General features: G+C 67.8%; 17 protein-coding genes. 11 read left to right on the top strand and 6 right to left on the bottom strand.

All coding sequences use genetic code 11. The features are described from left to right. Positions 1 to 58: 58 nt before the first annotated feature. From sphst_RS04355 to sphst_RS20300, 3 genes are read right to left on the bottom strand one after another with little or no spacing between them, the layout of a single operon-like run. Entirely contained in the window at positions 59 to 1,081 is a 1,023-nt protein-coding gene (locus tag sphst_RS04355) for a FecR family protein (RefSeq protein WP_043156749.1), read from the bottom strand. After that, positions 1,078 to 1,188, bottom strand: coding sequence for a hypothetical protein (locus sphst_RS21615; RefSeq protein ID WP_442800376.1), 111 nt, complete (start codon positions 1,186 to 1,188; stop codon positions 1,078 to 1,080). The genes sphst_RS04355 and sphst_RS21615 overlap by 4 nt, the downstream gene beginning before the upstream one ends. Further along, positions 1,146 to 1,604, bottom strand: a complete 459-nt coding sequence (locus tag sphst_RS20300; RefSeq protein ID WP_234387344.1) for an RNA polymerase sigma factor — start codon at positions 1,602 to 1,604, stop codon at positions 1,146 to 1,148. The genes sphst_RS21615 and sphst_RS20300 overlap by 43 nt, the downstream gene beginning before the upstream one ends. A 220-nt stretch (positions 1,605 to 1,824) precedes the next feature. Between sphst_RS20300 and sphst_RS20295 the strand changes: the two genes are divergently transcribed. The 3 genes from sphst_RS20295 to rsgA all read left to right on the top strand — a co-directional run bounded on the left by sphst_RS20295 (position 1,825) and on the right by rsgA (position 4,245). After that, positions 1,825 to 2,361 carry a DUF3833 family protein gene (locus sphst_RS20295; protein ID WP_159043504.1) on the top strand — a complete coding sequence of 179 codons (537 nt, stop codon included), beginning with the start codon at positions 1,825 to 1,827 and terminating at the stop codon, positions 2,359 to 2,361. Beyond that, positions 2,358 to 3,050, top strand: a complete 693-nt coding sequence (locus sphst_RS04340; protein WP_031393890.1) for a VIT1/CCC1 transporter family protein — start codon at positions 2,358 to 2,360, stop codon at positions 3,048 to 3,050. The genes sphst_RS20295 and sphst_RS04340 overlap by 4 nt, the downstream gene beginning before the upstream one ends. A gap of 196 nt (positions 3,051 to 3,246) precedes the next feature. Next, positions 3,247 to 4,245, top strand: coding sequence for a ribosome small subunit-dependent GTPase A (gene rsgA / locus sphst_RS04335; protein WP_031393891.1), 999 nt, complete (start codon positions 3,247 to 3,249; stop codon positions 4,243 to 4,245). Here the strand turns inward: rsgA and sphst_RS04330 are convergent. Continuing rightward, positions 4,242 to 6,590, bottom strand: coding sequence for a GH92 family glycosyl hydrolase (locus sphst_RS04330; protein ID WP_107045217.1), 2,349 nt, complete (start codon positions 6,588 to 6,590; stop codon positions 4,242 to 4,244). The genes rsgA and sphst_RS04330 overlap by 4 nt on opposite strands. A gap of 410 nt (positions 6,591 to 7,000) precedes the next feature. Between sphst_RS04330 and sphst_RS04325 the strand changes: the two genes are divergently transcribed. The 5 genes from sphst_RS04325 to sphst_RS04305 are packed head-to-tail and all read left to right on the top strand — an operon-like array spanning position 7,001 to position 17,405. Next, positions 7,001 to 10,084, top strand: a complete 3,084-nt coding sequence (locus sphst_RS04325; RefSeq protein WP_107045216.1) for a TonB-dependent receptor — start codon at positions 7,001 to 7,003, stop codon at positions 10,082 to 10,084. 29 nt (positions 10,085 to 10,113) lie between these two features. After that, entirely contained in the window at positions 10,114 to 11,244 is a 1,131-nt protein-coding gene (locus sphst_RS04320) for a glycoside hydrolase family 43 protein (protein ID WP_234387337.1), read from the top strand. Then, the gene (locus sphst_RS04315; protein ID WP_051916392.1) at positions 11,241 to 13,598 is read left to right on the top strand and encodes a GH92 family glycosyl hydrolase; all 2,358 of its coding nucleotides are present in this window, start codon (positions 11,241 to 11,243) and stop codon (positions 13,596 to 13,598) included. The genes sphst_RS04320 and sphst_RS04315 overlap by 4 nt, the downstream gene beginning before the upstream one ends. Further along, positions 13,595 to 15,040, top strand: coding sequence for a glycoside hydrolase family 125 protein (locus sphst_RS04310; RefSeq protein ID WP_234387335.1), 1,446 nt, complete (start codon positions 13,595 to 13,597; stop codon positions 15,038 to 15,040). The genes sphst_RS04315 and sphst_RS04310 overlap by 4 nt, the downstream gene beginning before the upstream one ends. Before the next feature lie 22 nt (positions 15,041 to 15,062). Beyond that, the gene (locus sphst_RS04305; protein ID WP_107045214.1) at positions 15,063 to 17,405 is read left to right on the top strand and encodes a GH92 family glycosyl hydrolase; all 2,343 of its coding nucleotides are present in this window, start codon (positions 15,063 to 15,065) and stop codon (positions 17,403 to 17,405) included. A 53-nt stretch (positions 17,406 to 17,458) separates the two neighbouring features. Here sphst_RS04305 and sphst_RS04300 read toward each other — a convergent pair whose 3' ends face one another. Together sphst_RS04300 and sphst_RS04295 are read right to left on the bottom strand one after the other, a co-directional pair. Beyond that, the gene (locus tag sphst_RS04300) at positions 17,459 to 18,250 is read right to left on the bottom strand and encodes a DUF2189 domain-containing protein (protein WP_031393235.1); all 792 of its coding nucleotides are present in this window, start codon (positions 18,248 to 18,250) and stop codon (positions 17,459 to 17,461) included. A 37-nt stretch (positions 18,251 to 18,287) separates the two neighbouring features. Next, a complete protein-coding gene (locus sphst_RS04295) occupies positions 18,288 to 18,782 on the bottom strand; it encodes a TspO/MBR family protein (RefSeq protein ID WP_031393234.1) in 495 nt (164 codons plus the stop codon). A gap of 47 nt (positions 18,783 to 18,829) precedes the next feature. On the opposite strand from sphst_RS04295, the gene sphst_RS04290 reads away from it, so the two are divergent. The 3 genes from sphst_RS04290 to bchO all read left to right on the top strand — a co-directional run. Then, positions 18,830 to 19,795 carry an ATP-binding protein gene (locus sphst_RS04290; protein ID WP_056409352.1) on the top strand — a complete coding sequence of 322 codons (966 nt, stop codon included), beginning with the start codon at positions 18,830 to 18,832 and terminating at the stop codon, positions 19,793 to 19,795. Beyond that, positions 19,792 to 21,492, top strand: a complete 1,701-nt coding sequence (locus sphst_RS04285; RefSeq protein ID WP_234387334.1) for a magnesium chelatase subunit D — start codon at positions 19,792 to 19,794, stop codon at positions 21,490 to 21,492. Before sphst_RS04290 ends, sphst_RS04285 begins: the two co-directional genes overlap by 4 nt. Next, a partial coding sequence (bchO, locus tag sphst_RS04280; RefSeq protein WP_107045213.1) for an alpha/beta fold hydrolase BchO occupies positions 21,489 to 22,209 on the top strand: 721 nt, incomplete at its 3' end. The genes sphst_RS04285 and bchO, both read left to right, overlap by 4 nt.

The following is a 22,209-nucleotide window of genomic DNA, read 5'->3' as shown; positions in this document are numbered from 1 at the left end:
GGTGTCGAACACTCACTTCATTACGAAAATTATCTTATAATTTCGCTTTATCTCGGTTTCAGCGACGGCGGCTCAAGCGGATCGCCTCGCCGTCAACGGCAGCATCGACCGGGAAGGTTGTGGCGATTGCGTCGGCAAAGGCATCGACATCGCCATTGTTGAAGACCCCGCTGACGCGAATGTCCGCGGCACCCGGATCGACGATGATCCGGCGGCGCTGGGCATAGCGGTTCATGCGTTCGGCGGCGGCGACGAGTGTCTCCGACGTGAAACTTACCTGCTCCGCACCCCAGCCGTCGTTTCCGATCGATGAGCTCACGGATCCGACGAACCCCGATACCGGCAGGCCGATCTCATGCCCCGGGGTCAGCGCGCGCTCTGCGGTCAGTTGGCGCCCACCCAGCCGAACGACCTCGTTCATCTGCCCCTGGGGGGTATCGCGTAATACCGCGACCCGACCCTCGAACAGCGCGACCCGCACTTCGCGGCTGAGCCTTTCAACCGAAAACTCGGTCCCGGTTGCGATCACCACGTTTCGCCCGCTGCGCACGGCGAACGGGCGCAGCGGATCCTTTGCGACCTTGAAGCGCGCGCGGCCCTTCTCAAGGACGATGTCGCGGCGTTGCGGGCTGAAGGCGACCGTGACCATGCTGTCGGCGTCGAGCGACAGACGCGAGCCATCGGCCAGCGCGATGACACGTCGCTCACCGATCGCGGTGCGATATTCGTCGCGGCCGCTATGGCGCCACGCCAGCGAGCCCAGCGACAGCGCAAGCAGGAGCACAGCCGCGATCGCCCAAGCCACAGGTCGGGACACCATCGGCGTCCGAATCCAGCGACGCTGCCCCGCGCGATGTACGGCACCGAGCGCTTCGCGGCGTAGTGCGAGCATCTCGGGAGCGTCGGCATTTTCCTCAACTGCGTCCCAGGCGGCAAGCGCTGCGCCCAGGCGCTCGCCCCGGCGCGGGTCGTCGGCCAACCACGCGTGCAGGTCGGTGCGCTCCTGCGGAGACAAGGGCCCGTCGGACAACCGCAGGCACCAGTCGATGACGATGTCCGCATCGGATTGCGGCGCGGTCATTGCGAGTCTCCCATGGCGGCAAGCAGCGCACGCATTGCGTTCGCGATATGCTTCTCGACCGCGCTCACGGAAATGCCGAACGCATCGGCGATCGCCTTACGCTGCATGCCCTCCAACCGGTAGAGAATGAAAATCTGGCGAGTCCGGTCAGGCAGTCCCCCAGCGTGCGCGCGACGCACCCGACGCTCTGCCGCGCGGACAGCAACCGCTCGGCGTCGATCGGATCGACGCCGAGGTCGGCATCGGTCGCTCGTGATTGTTGATATCGGTACCGCGTCGCGTCACGTCGATATTGATCGCGCAACAGGTTGGCGGCTGCCTGGAAGATATAGCCTTCGGGGTTGTCGGTGGCCGGCCCCCTCATCGTCGCCATTCGGATGAAGAGATCCTGGATCAGATCTTCCGCCTGCACGGGATCGCTGAGACGACGGACGAAGAACGCCATGAGTGCCGGCCGCATGCGTTCCATGGCCGCCGACAGATCGCGTGCCGGCATCGCGCCGGCCGGAGGCCTATGCTTCATCATGCTAGATAGACGGGCAGGCGCGCGATGTGCACAGTTTAAACGAGCGCTTTGGTCGGTGGGGTTCGTCAGGCAACTCCACGATCAGCAGCGCGTACCGCGGGCGGGGTGGGTAGATACATATTGCCAGCTCGGCGAGAACGGCCGAACGCAGCGTCCTGGCGCAAGAGAGCGAACGCGGATTGCGAGCCCTGCGGCGCATGCGACGACGAGGATGGCGATGAAGCAGAGGATGATCCCGGTTCCCCGTCTGACGACTTTCGTTGCAGTGCCGCTTGCGCTGCTGCCGTGCGCCTGCGCGGGTGGGCCGAGCACCGCGTCGATCGCCGCGCAACCGGCCTTTGTCGCCGAACGGTTCTTCGCCGGGCGGCTGGACGGGACGGGCGTGCTCAAGATCGCATTTCGGGCGCCGGTCCGGACGCATGTCGCGAGCGTCGGTCGCGTCGCTCCCGACGGAACATTAATCCTGGACCAGCATATCGAGCAGCAGAGCAAGCCGCCGCGCGATCGGCAATGGCGGATCGTTCCGCTCGGGCACGGGCGTTACACGGGCACGCTGACTGACGCGTGCGGACCGGTGACGGGGGAGGCGGTCGGCAATCGCCTGCATCTGGCCTTTCGTATGCGCGGCGGCATGATGGTCGATCAGTGGCTGACGCTGTCTCCCAATGCCCGGGTCGCGCAGAACCGACTGATCGTCCGCAAGCTCGGCATGACGGTGGCGACACTCGGCGAAACCATCAGGATACTGCCATGAGCGCGCATCGCGAACGTCATCTTGTATCGCGGAGCGGCTGGCTTCGTGCCGCGGTGCTTGGCGCAAATGACGGGATGGTGTCGACCGCGAGCCTGATCGCGGGCGTCGCCGCGTCGGGCGCAACGACCGGCGCCGTGTTCGTGGCCGGCGCGGCGGCTATGGTCGCGGGGGCGATGTCGATGGCCGCGGGCGAATATGTGTCGGTCAGTTCGCAGGCCGACAGCGAGGCTGCCGATCTGGCGCGCGAGCACGGCGAACTCGCCAGCGACTGGGCGCATGAGCATGACGAGCTCGCGCAGATCTACGTGGCGCGCGGTCTCGATGCGACGATCGCGAGCGAGGTCGCGCGGCAATTGATGGCGCATGATGCGCTCGGCGCGCATGCCCGTGACGAGCTTGGGATCTCCGAAATCGTCATGGCACGCCCGCTCCAGGCGGCATTCGCGTCCGCTGTCAGCTTCGTCGTCGGCGCGATACCGCCGCTGCTGGTGGCCATCCTGACGCCTGCGCCACACCGGCTGCTAGCGGTGACGGCAGCGACTCTGGTCTTCCTCGCGCTGCTGGGGATTGTCGGGGCGCGGACGGGTGGCGCAAGCCCGTGGCGGCCGGCGCTTCGCGTCCTGTTCTGGGGTGCGGCGGCGATGGCCGCGACGGCCGCGATCGGTCATCTCGTAGGTAGAACGGCCTGATACCTGGCCCCGATCCGGGTGCGAATTTCCGCGGCTCGCGTGAATGTGAGCGCGGCGGCTTCGACATACGAGGCCGAATAGCCAGCGTTTTTGATCGTGGGTGCGACTGGTAACCGCCTCCTATCGGCGTATACGACCGGATCGTAGACGGAAGGGCCGGGGATCGGCCCGCAAGGAAAGATGCTGCTGCACCCTTATGGATTCTGCTGATCAGACCCTGGAACAGCTTGGCTGGGACGCACATTTCGAGAGCCAGATCTCGGCCGCCGAAGCCGCCTATTGTCATCCCGCCAGGGTGATGGCCGTCCACCGCGGCCAGATTGCCGTGGCAGGGTCGGGCTGGGCGGGCGATCTGTCGCCCTATATCGCTGGTGCCACGCCTTCGGACGATCACCCAACCGTCGGCGACTGGCTGCTGACCAGCGCGGACAGGGCGCAGGCGCTGCGTGTGCTCGGCCGCAAGAACCTGTTCAAGCGCCGTGCGCCGGGTGATCCGCGCGGTGAGCAGATGATCGCCGCGAATGTCGACACGGTCTTCCTCGTCGCGTCGTGCAACCAGGATTTCAGCGTTGCGCGGCTTGAGCGCTATCTCGTCCTGGCACGCGAGGTCGGGGTCGATGCGGTCGTGATCCTCACCAAGATCGACCTGACGGACGCGCCCGAGACCTATGTGGACGCGGCTCGCGCGATCGAGCCCGGGCTGATCGTCGAGACCGTCGACGGCCGAGATCCGGCCGACGTGGCGCGGCTCGCCGCCTGGTGCGGTATCGGCAAGACCGTCGCCTTTCTGGGGTCGTCGGGCGTCGGCAAGTCGACGCTCGTCAACACGTTGCGCGGGTCCGCAAGCATCGCGACCCAGGCGATCCGCGAACATGACGGGACGGGGCGGCATACGACGACGGTGCGCCAGATGCATCGCCTCGACCAGGGTGGCTGGCTGCTCGACCTGCCGGGCATGCGCGAATTGCAATTGTCCGACGCGGCCGCGGGCATCGCGGAAGTGTTCGACGACTTTACCCTCGCCGCGCAGGACTGCCGGTTCTCGAACTGCGCGCATGGCGGAGAGCCGGGCTGTGCGGTGCGCGCGGGGATCGACGCGGGCACCTTGACGCCCGAACGCTTTGCGCGCTGGCGAGCGCTGGAAGCGGGCGAGACCGCCGCCACCGCACGCACGTCCCGACGGCGCCCCCGCTAGCGCCCCGTCGGGGGGCTCGAAGCCGCGGTCGAGGTCGAGAACGGGCGCGACGATGCGCTCTTCCCCCATTGCCGGTTCGGCCGGGCGCTCATCACGAACCGCAATTCGCCGCCCTGCCGGATCTCGTCGTCGCGGAAATAGGTGCGGGTGAGGGGCCGGCCGTTCAGGGTGACGGACTGGACGTAGCGATTGGCGGTCGAGAAATTGTCCGTGCTGATCACGAACCGCTTGCCGCCGGGCAACATCAGTGTCGCTTTGGGCAGGAAGGGGCGGCCGATGACATATTCGTTCGCACCCGGCGCGACGGGATAGAAGCCGAGCGCGGTGAACACGAGCCAGGCGGACATCTGCCCGAGATCGTCGTTGCCGCTCAATCCTGCCGGCGTGTCCGCATATTGGCTGGCGACGATCTGCCCCAGCCGCTCCTGTGTCCGCCAGGGTGCTCCGGCATAGCTGTAGAGATAGGCGACATGATGGCTCGGCTCGTTGCCGTGGATATACTGGCCGATCAGCCCGGCGATGTCCTCCGCATGGCTGTAGTCGATCTTCGACAGGTCGAAATCGAACATCGCGTCGAGCTTCCGGATCGTCTTGGCGTCGCCGCCCAGCAGGCGGAACAGCCCCGCCTGATCCTGCGGCACGAACCAGCTATATTGCCACGCATTGCCCTCCGTATAGTCGGAGCCGTAGTTGATCGCGGTCGGGTCGAAGGGGGTGCGGAACTGGCCGTCGGTCTTGCGCGCGCGGAGCCAGCCCGACGACGCGTCGAAGCTGTTGCGCCAGTTACCGGCCCGCTTTTCGAAGCGCGCGGCGATGTCGGACCGGCCGAGTTTTCGCGCCATCCGCGCGATCGTCCAGTCGTCATAGGCATATTCGACGGTCTTGGAGGCGGCTTCGGGTTCCTTGTCGATCGGCACATAGCCGCGCGCGATATACTCGCCGAGACCCCCGTAGCTGGAATGGTCGGCACTCGCGACCATCGCGTCGAGCGCCGCATTGGCATCGAAGCCGCCAATCCCCTTCATATAGGCGTCGGCGATGACGGGTACGGCGTGATAGCCGATCATCGTCCACGTCTCGCGCCCGGCGAATTGCCAGACCGGGAGGATGCCGTCGGGGCTGTACGTCTGGCTGGCGAGCAGCGAGCGGACGATGTCGGTGTTCGTCTTCTCCGGCTGGATCAGGGTCAGCAGCGGGTGTTCGGCGCGGAACGTGTCCCAGAGCGAGAAGGTCGACCGGACCGTGAAATCGGTCGCCTGGTGAATCTGGTCGTCGGGCCCGCGATAGCGGCCGTCGCGGTCGCTCCAGATGCTCGGCGCGAGCAGGCTGTGGTAGAGGGCGGTGGCGAAGATGCGGCGCATCGGTGCCTCGGCCTCGAACGTTACGGCGCCGAGCGCGGTGTCCCAGGCGGCCTGTGTCTGCGCATGGATATCGTCGAAGCCGCCCGCTTCGCCGTCGAGATTGGCGAGCGCGCCGGCTTCGTCGACGCCTGAGATCCCGACCTTCACCTCGAGCGGTTTGGTCAGGACGCCGAAATCGAGACGGGCCTCGAGCGCCTGACCGAGCTTTTCCGCGAGCGCGTCGCTGTCGCGGCCCGGCCCCTGGAACCCCTTGTAGGGAATGGCGGTCTCGCGGTTGACGAGTGCGTGGCCCGTCAGGGGGGCGGAGAAGCGCATCGCGAAAAAGAGCTTGCGTCCGGGTGCCCATCCGCGGGTTTCGCGAAAGCCGGTCAGGACGCCGTCGTCGCGCAGGTGCAGCCCCGACCACAGGATTTTGCCGGGGTAATTGTAGAGCGAGGAGCGGAGGTCGAGAACGAGGTGCGCGGCCTTGCCCGCGGGAAAGCTGTAGCGGTGCACGCCGACCCTGGTGCCGGCCGTCATCTCGGCGCGGATGGCGCGATCGGCGAGCGTGACGGCGTAATAGCCGGGCTTCGTGGTTTCAGTGGCATGCGAGAAGCGCGAGCGATAGCCGGGGGCGGCGGGCGTGCCCGGGTCCATCGGCACGTCGTCGCCGGCGACGGGCATCACTAGGACGTCGCCGAGATCCGAATGGCCGGCGCCGGAGAAATGGGTGTGGCTGAAGCCGACGATCGTCGGGTCGTCGTAGCGATAGCCGGCGGCGTGCGGATAGCAGTCGCGGAGGACGCAGGACGTGTCGGTGTCCGGCGAGAGCTGGACCATGCCGAACGGGGCGACGGCGCCGGGGAAGGTATGCCCCTCACCACCGGTGCCGATCAGTGGATCGACCGAGTCGCTCGGTCGCGGCGCGGTCTGGGCGAGGGCGGGGGCGGGGCACACGGCGAGCAGCGCGAGCGCCGATCCGGCGAGGCAGAGACGCTTGAGCATTGGCATGGCGGTCACCCGGTCTGGGAGGGGAAGGGGCTCCGGAGTCTGGGGCCGGAGCGGCAAGGCCGGGTGCTGATACCGGCCGAGTTGAAGACGACAGCATTCAGTTTGCGGCGCGATTTGGCAAGACGGCGCGCCGTCGGTCGAGCGGTCAGCAGATTTGGTGCCGGTTCGGCCAAGTTCCGAGCTGCGGCGAATGTTGCGAATGTTGAGACCGAAACGGCATAAATCTGCTCCGCATAATCCATTTGACAATTTACTTTTATAATTGGCAAATAGGCAAGCAAAGACGACGTGCCGTGACGATCCGATGAACCGGACGTCCCACCCGAATACGGGGGCAGGCACGCGATCAGCAGGGTGACGTGAAGCGGGCAAGGACGTCCCGCACGCCGAAAAGGGGAAGTCTGATGAGCGCAACCACGACAATATATGCCGTTCCGCCGCACCGCCGCCGCGCGCTGCGGTTTCTGCTCGCGGGCGCAAGCCTGAGCGCGGCGCTGGCCGGGACGGCGCACGCGCAGGAGGCGGCGCCGCCATTGCCCGCTGCCGCCGCGACACCGCAGACCGGCGACACGACCGGAACGCCCGACGCGGTAACGCCCGCATCGACGGCGACCGCGCCCTCGGGCCAGACGGCGGACACCGCGTCGGCCGTCGCGGGTGAGCAGGATATCGTCGTCACCGGCTATCGCCGCTCGATCGAGAAGAGCCTGAATCAGAAGCGCGAAGCCAATGCGTTCGTCGACGTCATCACCGCCGAGGACATCGGCAAGTTCCCCGACAAGAACGTCGCCGACGCGCTGCAGCGCGTGCCGGGCGTGGTCATCACCCGCGACGGCGGCGAAGGCGCGCGCGTCAGCATCCGCGGGCTCCAGTCCGACCTGACGCTGACCTTGCTCAACGGCAACTTCCTTGCCGGCGCGGACAGCGGCGATCCGCAGCGGTCATTCAACTATGTCCTGCTGCCGTCGAGCTTCATCGCCAGCACCGAGGTCTACAAGTCGCCCGAGGCACGGCTGGAAGAAGGCGGTGTCGGCGGCACGATCATCCTCAACACGCGCAAGCCGTTCGACGTCCCGGCCTGGTCGGGCTTCGTGTCGACCGAGGGCACCTATTCGGACACCACCGAAAAGTTCGAGCCGCAGCTTGGCGGACAGCTGTCGTGGAAGAACGAGGACGAGACGTTCGGCCTGCTGGTCGGCGGCGTGTGGCAGAAGCGGACCAACCGCGAACTGCGCAGCAGCTCGGAAAGCTGGCTGTGGTGGAGCGACCGCGACGCGCAGGGCAATGTCCTGACGCCCGCGACCGACGTCAACGGCAAGCCCTTCGCCAATGACGACGCAATCTCCTATTGGCCGGGGCAGGGCACGACCGCGCGCGACGGCACGCATTATTCGGGCTATTGGGCGCCGCAGTCGGTCAATGCGCAGGTGTTCGACCAGGAACGCGAACGCTATGGCATCCAGGCGACCGCGCAGTTCCGTCCGTTCGAGAATGTCACGGTCACCTCGAACTATTTCCGCTTCGGTTATAGCAGCGATTATACCGCCAATAATCTGAAGATCCCCGAATGGGGCTATAACGACTTCTTCACCGGCGCGACGCTCGACAAGAGCGGGACGATCTTCCAGTCGGCCAATTTCGCGGTCCCGGCGGCGGGGACGGGCTGTCTCGCGCGCGCGACCCCGTGCACAATGGAGACGCCGCAGATCGGCGGGACGTACAGCCGCGAAAAGCAGGTCTCGAACACGTTCGAAACCGAAGTGAAGTACAGCCAGGACCGGTTCGACGCGGTGCTGAAGCTCGGCAAGACCAAGTCGAGCGGCGGCCCGTCGGCGCGGTTCAGCGTCGCCTCCAAGCCGCGGCTGACGATCCCCGGCCAGGAGCAGAACGGCAATCTGGTCAGCAACTGGGACATTTCGAACGGCATCGCCGATTTCACCTTCTCGCCCGAATTGCAGCAGAACATCCGCAACGGCATCGCGCAGATCGACGTCGGATCGACCAATTCGAGCTTCACGAACAGCGACCTGGCGCAGCGGTATCTTCAGCTCGACCTGACGCGCCGGTTCGACGGGTTCCTGAAGTCGGTGCAGATCGGCGGCAAATGGCGTGACCTGAGCATTCACCGCGAGACCGGACGCAATGAATGGTATGCCGATGCGGCCAACGAGATCCGCTATCAGGATACCGCGGCCGGCGCGGTCGCGCGGCCTGAATTCTTCTATGAAAACCCGATCGGCAACGTCAATGGCGGGTTCAACGCCAATGTCGTGCCGGGGATCAATTTCGACAAATATCTGAGCTATCTGAACGCGACCTATGGCGACGCGGTCCGCGTCAACGAGCGCGACTTCGTCTATGATCTGGGCGAGCGCGTTTTTGCGGGTTACGCCCAGGCGAACTTCGGCACCGGCGGCCTGCGCGGCAATATCGGTGTGCGCATGGCCAATACGCGTCAGTCGGGCAACACGTCCGACCGGCTCCAGTATCTGAACGACTATTGCGTCAACGGGCCGAACGGTTCGTTCGATCCGAACCGCCCGCTGGGCGCGGACGGCAATTGCCAGGTGCTGCCGCTGAGCGTCCGCGAGACGATCGTCAACACGCGAGCCGACCAGACCAAGACCTACACGGACTGGCTGCCGAGCTTCAACATCTCGTACGAGATCACCCCGGACCTGCTGGTCCGCGGTGCGGTCGCCAAGGTCATTTCACGGCCGTCCTTCGCCAATCTCGGCTCCGAACGGTCGCTGACCTATCGCTCGCCCGAATATGCGTTCGACCGCGGCCAGTTCGGCGAGTTCGAGGGCTGGTCGGGCAGCGGTGGCAATTCGGAGCTCAACCCGTTCTCGGCATGGCAGTATGACGCCGGCATCGAATGGTATTTCCATCGCGGATCGGTGCTGGGCGCGACGCTGTTCCGCAAGGACGTGTCCGATTTCGTCGTGCCGCTGGTGCTGAACGTCACGCGCGAGGTCGCAGGGGAGCAGGTGCTGATCCAGCCCTATTCGACGGTCGCGAACGGATCCAACGCGCGGTCGCAGGGTGTCGAGCTCTATGCGCAGCACACTTTGTCCTTCGGGCTGGGTGCGCAGGTCAACTTCACCTATAACGACACGTCGGTCGCCGACGTGACGCTCGACGGCCAGTCGGTCGGCTCGTCCGCGCTGGTCGGGAGCGCGAAGACGCAGATGAACGCCTCGGTCTTCTACGAACATGGCAAGGTGCTGGTCCGCGCATCGTACAACCGCCGCGGCGAGGTCGTCGGCGGGCTCCAGTCGGGGCTGAACGTCTATACCAGCCCCTATGAACAGGTCGATCTCAACGCCGCCTATGCGCTGACTGACCGGCTCAACATCACCGCCTCGATCATCAACCTGACCAAGTCGGAAGAGAGCCAGCATCTCGGCAACGATACCAAGGATCGCTTCGTCTATCGGAATTACTTCGGGCGCCGTGCCTATGTCGGCGTGTCGTTCAACTTCTGATGGCGGGGCCAACACCTTCCTCTCCCCTGGTGGCTCCTTCGCGGAGCCACCGTTTTTTTGATAGATATCCCCGGGTCCTGCGTCAGGCGCTGACGCTGGCGGGCCTGCTCGCCTGTGGTGCGGCGACCGCGTCCAACCCGATCGTGCCGGGCTGGTATGCCGATCCCGAGATCCGCGTGTTCGCCGGGCAATACTGGATCTACCCGACCTATTCCGACCATGCCGGAAAGCCGGTCGCGCCGAGCCGGTTCACGCCTGCGCAAAAGGCCGCGCGACTGCGCAAGACGGTCCGCCCGTCCTATGGCATGCAGACCTTCTTCGACGCGTTTTCGTCACCGGACCTGGTGCACTGGACAAAGCATCGCCGCGTGTTCGACGTGCAGGATGCGGGCTGGGCGGCCTATGCGATCTGGGCGCCGTCGGTGCTCCAGGCGAACGGGCGCTATTACATGTTCTTCAGCGCGAACGACATCCAGAGCGATGCCGAGCTCGGCGGGATCGGTCTGGCGGTCAGCGCGACGCCGGGCGGTCCGTTCAGGGATGCGCTCGGCAAGCCGCTGGTCGGCGCGTTCCATAACGGCGCGCAGCCGATCGATCCGTTCGCGTTCCGGGATCGCGACGGGCAGGTCTACCTCTTCTACGGCGGGTGGAAGCATTGCAACGTCGTCCGGCTGAGCCCCGACCTGAAGCGCGTCCTGCCGTTTCCCGACGGGACGATGTTCAAGGAGATCACGCCCCCCGGCTATGTCGAGGGGTCGTTCATGATCGAGCGTCGCGGCGTCTATTATCTGATGTGGTCGGAGGGCGGGTGGACCGGCCCGGACTATAGCGTCGCCTATGCGACCGCGCCGAGTCCGACCGGACCGTTCACGCCGAAGGGGAAGATCCTGTCGCAGGACCTGCGCATCGCGCGCGGCGCGGGGCATCATTCGGTCGTCAACGTGCCCGGCACCGACGACTGGTACATCGCCTATCACCGCAGGCCGCTCGACACCGATCGCGGCGAACACCGGCAGGTTGCGGTCGACCGTATGGTCTTTGCCGCCGACGGTACGATCAAGCCCGTGGTCATGACCAATACCGGCGTCGCGCCGCGGCCGATCCGTGCCGGGCAAGCCGCCGCAAGGCGCGACCAACATTCATCTGGGAGAGCGATGTGAGACACAGGGTAATCGCCGCATTGCGCGGCACGGTGGCGGCGGTCGCGTCGATCGCGCTCGTCGCACCGGTGCCGCTGTCGGCGCAGGCTGCCGCCAGCGCCGAGGCGCAGCCGTCGGTCGAGCTCGTCAACCCGCTGATGGGCACCGATTCCGATTATACGCTGTCGTACGGCAACACCTATCCCGCGGTCGCGGTGCCGTGGGGGATGAACTTCTGGACGCCGGTGACGGGCAAGCCGGGCAGCGGCTGGGGCTACACCTATGACGCTAACAAGATCAACGGCATCAAGCAGACGCACCAGCCCAGCCCGTGGATGAACGATTATGCCGCGTTCGCGCTGATGGCGACGACCGGCGCGCTGAAGGTCAAGGCGGACGAACGCGCCTCGTGGTACAGCCACAAGGCCGAGGAGAGCCGGCCCTATAGCTACAAGGTCTATCTCGCCGATTACGACGTGACCGCGGAGGTCGCGCCGACCAACCGCGCCGCGCAGTTCCGCTTCACCTTCCCCGAAAGCGACGACGCGCACATCATTCTCGACGGCTATGCGGGCGGATCGATGGTGTCGGTCGACCCGGTCAAACGGCGGATCACCGGCTATGTCCGCAACAATCACGGCGGCGTGCCGGGCAATTTCCACAATTACTTCGTCGCCGAGTTCGACCACGCCTTCACGGTCAGCCGGACCTGGGACGATAATGGCCAGATCGCCGCGACGCCGGTGCGCGAGGGCGATCATGTCGGCGCGGTCGTCAGCTTCAAGACGCGCAAGGGCGAGCAGGTCGGCGTCAAGGTCGCGTCGTCGTTCATCAGCCTCGACCAGGCCGAGCGCAACCTGCGCGGCGAGATCGGCGGCGATGGCTTCGAGCAGACCAAGGCCAAGGCAAAGGCGGTCTGGCAGCGCGAGTTCGACCGGATCGAGGTGAGCGATCCCGACATCGACAACCGGCGCACCTTCTACTCCGCGCTGTACCGGATGCTGCAGTTCCCGCGCATGTTCCACGAGGTCGATGCCAAGGGGCAGACGGTCCATTACAGTCCGTATGACGGCAAGGTGCATCCGGGCATTCTCTATACCGACAACGGCTTCTGGGACACGTGGCGCGCGGTCTTCCCGTTCTTCGCGCTGATGTATCCCGAGCGTGACAGCGAGATCATGCAGGGGCTGGTCAACACCTACAAGGAGTCCGGCTGGCTGCCCGAATGGGCGAGCCCCGGCCACCGCGACGTGATGATCGGGTCGAACTCGGCGAACCTGATCGCCGACGCGTATCTGAACGGCGTGCGCGGGTTCGACGTCGAGACGTTGTACGAGGCGATGGTCAAGAACGCGACGACCTCGCAAGGGCGCCCGGTCGACAAGAAGGGCAACGTGGTCGGCGCGGTCGGGCGCGAGGGCGTCGAATATTACAACCGGCTGGGCTATGTGCCCTATGACGTCGGCATCAACGAGAATGCCGCGCGCAGCCTCGAATATGCGACCGCCGACTTCTCGATCTCGCGGCTGGCGAGTGCGCTCGGCAAGACCGAGGATGCCAAGCTCTATGCCGCGCGGGCGCAGAATTACCGCAAGCTCTACGACACGCAGAGCGGGTGGATGCGCGGTCGCAACCAGGACGGCAGCTGGTCGACCCCCTTCAACCCGTATAAATGGGGCGACGCGTTCACCGAGGGCAATGCGCTGCATTACAGCTGGTCGGTGATGCAGGACGTGCAGGGGCTTGCCGACCTGATGGGGGGCAAGGACGCGTTCGTGAAGCGGCTCGATTCGGTCTTCACCACGCCGCCGATCTTCGACGACAGCTATTACGGGCAGACGATCCACGAGATCCGCGAGATGCAGATCGTCGACATGGGCCAATATGCGCATGGCAACCAGCCGATCCAGCACATGCCCTATCTCTATGACTGGGCGGGGGCGCCGTGGAAGACGCAATATCATGTCCGCGACGTGATGAAGAAGCTCTACGCGCCCACGCCCGACGGCTATCCGGGCGACGAGGATAATGGCCAGACCTCGGCCTGGTACGTGTTCTCCGCGCTCGGCTTTTATCCGGTCACGCCCGCGGTCGGCCAATATGCGATTGGCAGCCCGCTGTTCCGCACCGTCAAACTGACGATGCCGGGCGGCAAGACACTGACGATCGAGGCGGCGAACAACGGGCCGGGCAATGTCTATATCCAGTCGGCAAGCTTCAACGGGACGCCGCACGACAAGCCATGGCTGACGCGCGAGGCGCTGCAGAAGGGGGGTACGCTGCGTTTCGTGATGGGGGCGACGCCGAACCGAAAATGGGGGTCGGCGAGCAGTGCTGCGCCCTTCTCGATGAGCGCGCCGGTGGCCAAGCCATGAGCGGCGTGCGCTTCACCCCCCGCCGCCGCGACGTGATGACCGGTGCGGCGGCGCTCGCACTGACGGCCGCGCTGCCCGGCGGGGCGGTCGCCGCGCCGCTGGCGAGCAAGCGCCCGCCGCGTGGCGAGCGTCGCTTCGTCAGCGTCGCGGTCGAGGCCGAGATCGCGCGGGTGAAGGCGAAGATCGCCGACCCCGAGCTCGCCTGGCTGTTCGAGAATTGCTACCCCAACACGCTCGACACCACGGTCCGGCTGGGCATGGTCGACGGCAAGCCCGACGCGTTCGTCATCACGGGCGATATCGAGGCGCTGTGGCTGCGCGACAGCTCGGCGCAGATGCAGACCTATGTCCATCTCGCGCACAAGGATGCGGGGCTGCGCCGGGTCTTTGTCGGGCTGATCGCACGGCAGGCGCGCTGTATCCTGATCGACCCGTACGCCAACGCGTTCATGGACGACCCGACCGCGAAATCGAACCTGGGCGCGCGGACCGACCAGACCGAGATGAAGCCGGGCGTCGCCGAGCGGAAATGGGAGATCGACTCGCTCTGCTACCCGATGCGGCTCGCGCACGGCTACTGGACCGCGACGCGCGACAAGACGCCGTTCGACGACCTGTGGGCGCAGGCGATGGTCCGTGCGGTCGCGACCTTCCGCGAACAGCAGCGCAAGGACGGCAAGGGCCCGTATCATTTCCAGCGGCTGAACGTCTCGCCGACCGAGACGCTGATGTTCGAGGGATACGGCGCACCGACGCGCAAGGTCGGGCTGATCCATTCGATGTTCCGCCCGTCGGACGATGCGTGCCTCTACCCCTTCCTGATCCCGTCCAACCTGTTCGCGGTGTCGGCGCTGCGCATGCTGGCGACGGTCCAGCGCGAGGCGCGCGGCGATACCGCGGGCGCGGCGGACAGCGAGGCGCTCGCGACCGAGGTCGAGGCGGCGCTGCGCGCGCATGGCCGGATGCCCGACGGGCAGGGCGGCGAGGTCTGGGCCTATGAGGTCGACGGCTTCGGCAATGCGATCTTCATGGACGACGCCAACGTGCCGAGCCTGTCGGGCCTGCCGCTGCTCGGCGCGGCGGACCGCGCCGACCCGCTGTTCCGCCGCACCGCCGCGCTCGCCTGGAGCGATCGCAACCCCTATTTCTTTGCGGGCAAGGCCGCGCAGGGGATCGGCGGGCCGCATATCGGCCTCGACATGATCTGGCCGATGTCGATCGTCACGCATGCGATGAACAGCGATGACGACGCCGTGATCCGCCAGTGCCTGACCTGGCTGAAGACGACGCATGGCGGCACGGGCTTCATGCACGAATCCTTTCACAAGGATGATCCGACGAAATTCACGCGCAGCTGGTTCGCCTGGGCCAACGGGCTGTTCGGCGAGCTGATCCTCGACCTCGAGCGCCGCAAGCCCGGCTTGCTCGCCGCGCGCTACTGACATGGACCCACGGGAGAGACACATGACCACCGCCAACCGCCGCCAGGTGCTTGCCACCACCGGGCTTGCCGGCCTTGCGGGCGTGCTGCCCGCCGCCGCTGCCACCGCGCAGGGCAAGCGCCCGACCGCGGGCAAGCCCGATCTGTTCATCGGCACGGGCGGGCACGGCCACACCTATCCCGGGCCGTCGCTGCCGTTCGGGATGGTCCAGCTCGGCCCCGATACCGACAACAGCCGCTGGGACGCGTGCTCGGGCTATCACCAGGATGACGGCTCGATCATGGGGTTCAGCCACACGCATCTGTCGGGGACGGGAATCGGCGACATGCTCGACGTCCTCGTCGTCCCGACGCGCGGGCCGCTGAAGCTGAAACCCGGTGCGCTCGACAAGCCGCAGGACAGCTATCGCCAGCGCTTCTCCGATGAGCTGGCCGAGCCCGGCTATTACCGCGTGAAGCTCGAATCGGGCGTGCTCGCCGAGCTGACCGTGACCGAGCGGACGGGGCATCACCGCTATACCTTCCCGCAGGGCGCGGGGCACATCCTGATCGACTTCGCGCACATGATCCTCGACGTCTGGGACAAGGGTGTGCTGATCGACGAGGCGTCGCTGGCGCTGTCGCCCGACGGCATGCTGACCGGCAGCCGCCGCGTCCACCGCTGGGCGAAGGGTCGGCGGATCCATTTCGCGATGCAGCTGTCGCGCCGCCCCGACCGTGTCGAGTTCTTCGGCGACGACGACAAACCGGCACCCGCGGGCGCGAAGGCGATCACCGGCAACCGGCTGAAGGTCGCGCTGTTCTTCGACCAGGCGGGCGGCGAACCGATCCTGATCAAGACGGGCATCTCCGCGGTCGACGTCGCGGGCGCCAAGGCCGCGCTGGCGGGCGAAGCCCCGGGCTGGCAGTTCGACAGCGTCCGGCGCGCGGCGGCGCGGACCTGGCAGACGCAGCTCGACTGTATCCGCGTCGAGGGCGGCACGCCCGATCAGCGCACGATCATGGCCAGCGCGCTGTACCACACGTTCCTGTCGCCCACGCTCTTCACCGACCGCGACGGCCGCTATGTCGGGCTCGACCGCAAGGTGCACACAGCGGCGCCGGGAGATCCTGCGTACAGCACCTATTCGCTGTGGGACACGTATCGCGCGCTGCACCCGCTGCTCAATCTGGTCCAGCCCGACAAGGCGGCGCAGTTCACGCGCGATCTGGTCCGCCAGACGATCCAGAGCCCGGCGGGCTCGCCGGTCTGGCCGCTCCAGGGTGTCGAGACCGCCTGCATGATCGGCTGGCATTCGGTGTCGGTGCTTGCCGAGGCGTGCGTGAAGGGCGTGAAGGCGGACTATGCCGCCGCCTGGCCGCAGATCCGCCGCCGTGCGTTCGACCGCAGCTTCCGCGATCTGGAAAGCACGCTCGGCCGCGGCTATTATTACGACCTCGGCTTCATCCCCGCCGACAAGGTCTGGGAATCGGTCAGCCGGACGCAGGAATATGCGTATGACGACTGGGCGATGGCGGTGCTCGCGGACGCGGCGGGCGCCTCCGCGGACGCGCAGGCGTTGCGCAAGCGCAGCCTCAACTATCGCAACGTCATCGATCCGAAGATCGGCTTCGCGCGGCCGCGCTTCGCCGACGGGACCTGGTGGGCGGACTATGATCCGATCCAGCTTGGCCACAACCCCGACAAGCACCGCGATTATACCGAGGCGAATGGCTGGCAGGCGACGTTCCTCAACCAGCACGATATCTACGGACTAATCGACCTGTTCGGCGGCGATGCCGGGTTCGTGAAGAAGCTCGACGCGCTGTTCGTCGCGCCGTCGACATTGCCCAAGAATGCGCCGCCCGACATTTCGGGGCTGGTCGGCCAATATGCGCATGGCAACGAACCTGACCAGCATGCCGCGTATATGTATGCCTATGCCGGTGCGCCGTGGAAGACGCAGGCGATGGTGCGGCGGCTGTGCACCGAGATGTACAAGGCGGATCCCGACGGCGTCATCGGCAATGACGATTGCGGGCAGACGAGCGCGTGGTTCATCTTCTCAGCGCTCGGCCTCTACCCGGTCGATCCGGTCAGCGCGGTCTATGTGTTCGGCTCGCCGTTGTTCGATGCCGCGGAGGTCGCGCTGGGCGGTGGCAAGACGCTCAGGATCACCGCGTCGGGCAATGGTCCGCAGGCGCCCTATGTCCAGTCGGTGCGGTGGAACGGCAAGCCCTGGACGAAGAACTGGATCGGGCATGCGGATCTCGCCCGGGGTGGCGAGCTCGCCTTCGTGATGGGGGACAAGCCGTCACGCTTCGGCACGGCGAAGGCGGATCGTCCGCCATCCTATCACCCCGGGCCGCGCCCGACGCGGGCTTGAGGGCGACCGCGCCGCGCCGGGTGCTGCTGCACCGGGCGCGGCGCGGGGGTGCGTCAGCGGACGACCAGACGCGTATAGAGGTGCCAGGTCGCATAGCCGAGCCAGGGCAGCACGACCGCCAGCCCGATCGCGAGCGGGATCAGCCCGAGGACCAGCAGTCCGGCGACACGCGCACCCCAGCCGAACACCGCGCGCGGGTTGCGCCGCGCCGCCGCGAGCGAGGTGCGCAGCGCGAGGCCTGCATCGACCGGCTGATCGACGACCATCGGGAACGCGACCAGCGCGAAGACCAGCGTGGTGATCGCGAAGGGTGCGCCTGCCAGATTGCCGAGCAGGATCAGCGTCCACCCCTCCTGCGTGGTGAACAGCCGGCCTGCGACGTCGCCGATCCGCAGCGGCGCGGTCGCACCGAAGGTCAGGTCATAGACCGCATAGGCCGTCGCCAGCCATCCGACCATCAGCGCCGCGAGCCCGGCGGTGAGGATCGCGAGCGGCAGGCGGCTGCGTCCGTTGAGCGGATCGAGGAAATGCCACCAGCTCGAGTCGCGCCCCTCTTCGCGGCGGCGCGCGAGTTCGTAGAAGCCCGAGGCGGCAGCGGGCCCGAGGATCGAGAGGCCGGCAACCAGCGGGAAGAACAGCGGGAGCAGCGGCGCGTTGTACGTCACCACCGCGGCGACCAGACAGACGATCGGATAGAGCAGGCCGATCACGATCAGGTCGCCGCGCTTGGCGAGAAAATCCTTCCACCCCTCGGCGAGGGCCCAGCGCAGGTCGGCGGTGCCGATCTCGCGGATCTCGGGGATGGCGGGTGCTGGCGCGATGAAGCTGTGCGGATGGGTGGCCATGATCTGCTCTCCGTTCAGGGGGTGGCGTATATCCTCGTCATGCGGGGTATCGTTGGGCGGCGTGACCGAACGGCCGGTTCAGCCGCACGATCGCCCAGTTGAGCCAGGCCGCAAAGCTGACCCACAAGAGATAGGGCGCGATCAACAGGCTCGCGAAGCGGTCGATGGGCCAGAGCCCGACGACCAGCGCGACCAGCGACGCCCAGAGAAACACGACCTCGATCAGCGCCCAGTCGGGGCGCCGGGCGCGGAAGAAGAGCGGGCTCCACAGCAGGTGGAAGACCGCGTTGACCACGAACAGCGTCACCACCTCCGCGCGGGTCGCGGCGTCGGGCGCGGCGGTCCAGGCGATCGACGCGGACCAGGCGGCCAGGCCGAGGATGATCGTCCAGGCGGGACCGAACAGCCAGTTCGGCGGCTGCAACCGCGGCTTGCGCAGCGTGCGGTACCAGGGGCCGATCGGCGTCATCAAACCGCCGACGACGCAGAGCGCGATGGCGGCACTGCCGCTCACGACAATCGGGTTAAGCATTACATTGTCCATCTTGCCGAGTGTCCAATGCGTGTTACACCTTTGGCATGCGCGTGTCTTTCCCCTTTTCGGCGATCGTGGGTCAGGACGAGATGAAACGCGCGCTGCTGATCGCGGCGGTCGATGCGCGGATCGGCGGGGTGATGGTGTTCGGCGATCGGGGCACGGGCAAGTCGACCGCGGTGCGCGCGCTCGCCGCGCTGCTGCCGCCGGTGCGCGCCGACCAGGCGGGGTATCAGGACGGAACGCCGCGCAGCGGACAGGTGCCGGTGCCGTTCGTCGACCTGCCGCTCGGCGCGACCGAGGACCGGGTGGTCGGCGCGCTCGATCTCGAACGCGCGCTGGGCGCCGGGATCAAGGCGTTCGAGCCGGGGCTGCTCGCGCGTGCCAATGGCGGCTTCCTGTATATCGACGAGGTCAATCTGCTCGAGGATCATATCGTCGACCTGCTGCTCGACGTCGCCGCGTCGGGCGAGAATGTTGTCGAGCGCGAGGGGCTGAGCGTCCGCCATCCGGCGCGGTTCGTGCTGGTCGGCAGCGGCAATCCGGAGGAGGGCGAATTGCGACCGCAGCTGCTCGACCGGTTCGGGCTGTCGGTCGAGGTCCGCACGCCGCAGGATCTGGACCAGCGCGTCGAGATCCTGAAGCGCTGCGACGCGTTCGAGCGGTCGCCGTCGGCGTTCGTCGAGCACTGGGCGGCGGACGAGCGTGCGACGCTGGCGGCGATCGCGCGGGGGCGGGCGGGGTTGCCGAAGGTCGCGCTGCCCGACGCGGTGCTCGCCTTCGCGTCGCGGCTGTGTATCGCGGTGGGGGCTGACGGGTTGCGCGGCGAACTGACGCTGATGCGGGCGGCGCGGGCGCTCGCGGCACTCGACGCGGTGTCGGAGGTGACGCAGGCGCATGTCGCGACGATCGCGCCGATGGCGCTGCGCCATCGGCTGCGGCGCAACGTGCTCGACGAGACCGGGTCGACCGCGCGGATCCTGCGCGCGCTGGAGGAGGTGGCGGGGTGACCGGGCCGGCAGCGGGGGCGCCGGATCCGCTGGCCGATGCGCTGATCGCGGCGCGGCTCTGTGCTGCCGATCCCGGGCTTGGCGGCATCGCGCTGCGCGGCGGCGGCGCGCTGCGCGATGCGGTGATCGCGGCGCTGCGGTCGCATCTGCCGGCCGGTGCGCCGCTGCGGCGGGTGCCGGTCCATGTCGATGACGACCGGCTGTTCGGCGGGCTGGATCTGGTCGCGACGCTGGCCCAGGGGCGCGCGGTGCAGCGTGCGGGGCTGCTCGTCGAGGCGGCGGGCGGGGTGCTGGTGCTGGCGATGGCGGACCGGCTGTCCGATGCGGTGGCGGGGCGGATCGTCGCGGCGATGGACGGCGGCGGCGTCGGACGATGCCTTGTCGTGGCGCTCGACGACGGGATCGGTCCCGACGAGCGCCCGCCCGCGGCGCTGCTCGAACGGCTGGCGTTTCGCATCGACCTGCACGACTCGAAGTCCGTGGCGGCGATGCAGGGCGGGGAAGATTTTGGGGACGCGGGGACGCCGCCGACGTCCGAGGCTGTCCTTGCGACGCTGGTCGCGACGGCGGCCGCGCTCGGGATCGAGACCGCGCGCGCGCCGCTGTTCGCGTTGCGCGCGGCGCGGGCTGCGGCGCGGTGTGCGGGGCGCGACGTGATCGGCGATGGGGATCTTATGCTCGCCGCGCGGCTGGTGATCGCGCCGCGTGCGACGCGTCTGCCGGCCGAGCAACCGGACGACGCGCCGCCGCCACCCGAGCCGCAGCCGCCTGACGCGCCGCCGCCGGACGCGGGGGATCGCGACCAGCCGGAAGGCGAAACCCGGCCACTCGACGACGTCGTGCTGGAGGCCGCGCTCGCGGCGCTGCCGAAGGATGTGCTGGCGCAGATCGCGGCGGGGGGCGTACGGCGCGGGCGGACGCGCGCGTCGCGCGGTGCGGGCGAGCGGCGTCGATCGCCGGCGCGCGGTCGGCCCGTCGGGGTGCGCCCGGGCGTGCCGGGCGGGGGGCAGCGCCTGAGCCTGATCGACACGCTGCGCGCGGCGGCGCCATGGCAGCGGCTGCGGCGCACGGCGGACAGCGCGTCGCGGGTGCTGGTCCGCCGCGACGACCTGCGGATCCGCCGGTTCGAGACGCGCGCGGTATCGGTCACGATCTTCGTCGTCGACGCGTCGGGATCGGCGGCGTTGTCGCGGCTCGCGGAGGCGAAGGGCGCAGTCGAGCTGCTGCTGGCCGATTCCTATGTTCAGCGCGCGCAGGTCGCGCTCATCGCGTTCCGGGGCAATGGTGCGACTGTGCTGCTCCCGCCCACCCGGTCGCTGGCGCGCGCGCGTCGGTCGCTCGCCGAGCTGCCGGGCGGGGGTGGCACGCCACTCGCGGCGGGGCTGCGCGCCGCGATCGACGTCGCCGATGCGGCACGCGCGCGAGGCCAGACGCCGTTCGTCGTCCTGCTGACCGACGGGCGCGCGAACATCGCCGCGGATGGCCGGGCGGTGCGCAGCGTCGCCGCCGCGGATGCGAGCGCTGCCGCCACCGCGCTCGGCCGTGCGGGAATCGCTGCGGCATTTCTCGACATCTCCGCGCGGCCGGGGCCGGAGGGCGCGGCGCTCGCCGCGGCGATGCAGGCGCGCTATCTGCCGCTGCCACGCGCGGATGCGGTGCGGATGCACGCGGCGGTCCGCGCGGTGCAGCCCGCATGAGCGCGCCGCGCTGGAGCGTCGAGGGTCGCGACTGGCCCAATCGCGCCGCCAGCCGCTTCGTCACGGCCGGTGGCCTGCGCTGGCATGTCCAGACCTTTGCGCCCGAGGCGCCAGTAGTCCAGGACCCGCCCGCGACGATCCTCCTGCTCCACGGTACCGGGGCGGCGACGCATAGCTGGCGGACGCTCGCGCCGTTGCTCGGCCGGGAGTACCACGTCGTCGCGGTCGACCTGCCGGGGCATGGTTTCACCACCGGCCGCCCGGTCGGCGGCCTGTCGATCGCGGGCATGGCGGGTGCGGTCGCGACGTTGCTCGGTGCGCTGCAGGTCACGCCGCAGGTGATCATCGGCCATTCGGCGGGCGCGGCGATCGCGGCACGGCTGGCGATCGACGGCACGGCGTCCCCCGCGGCGATCATCGGGTTGAGTGCGGCGCTGCTGCCCTTTCCGGGGCTGGCCGCGACATTGTTCCCGGCGATGGCGCGCGCGCTGTTCGTCAATCCGATCGCGCCGCATCTCTTCGCGCGGATCGCCCGCACCCCGGGCGAGACGGGTCGGTTCCTGTACCGGTCGACCGGATCGCGGATCGATGACGCGGGCGTGGCCTGTTATGCGGCGTTGCTCGGCACGTCGGCGCAGTGCGCGGGCGCGATCGGCATGATGGCGGCCTGGGATCTGGTCGGATTGCGGCGGGATCTGGCGCGGTTGAAGACGCCGG

The sequence above is a fragment of the Sphingomonas sp. STIS6.2 genome (genome assembly GCF_000732685.2).
Taxonomy (GTDB): Bacteria; Pseudomonadota; Alphaproteobacteria; order Sphingomonadales; family Sphingomonadaceae; genus Sphingomonas; species Sphingomonas aerolata.
This window is presented reverse-complemented; position numbering and strand designations above follow the sequence as displayed.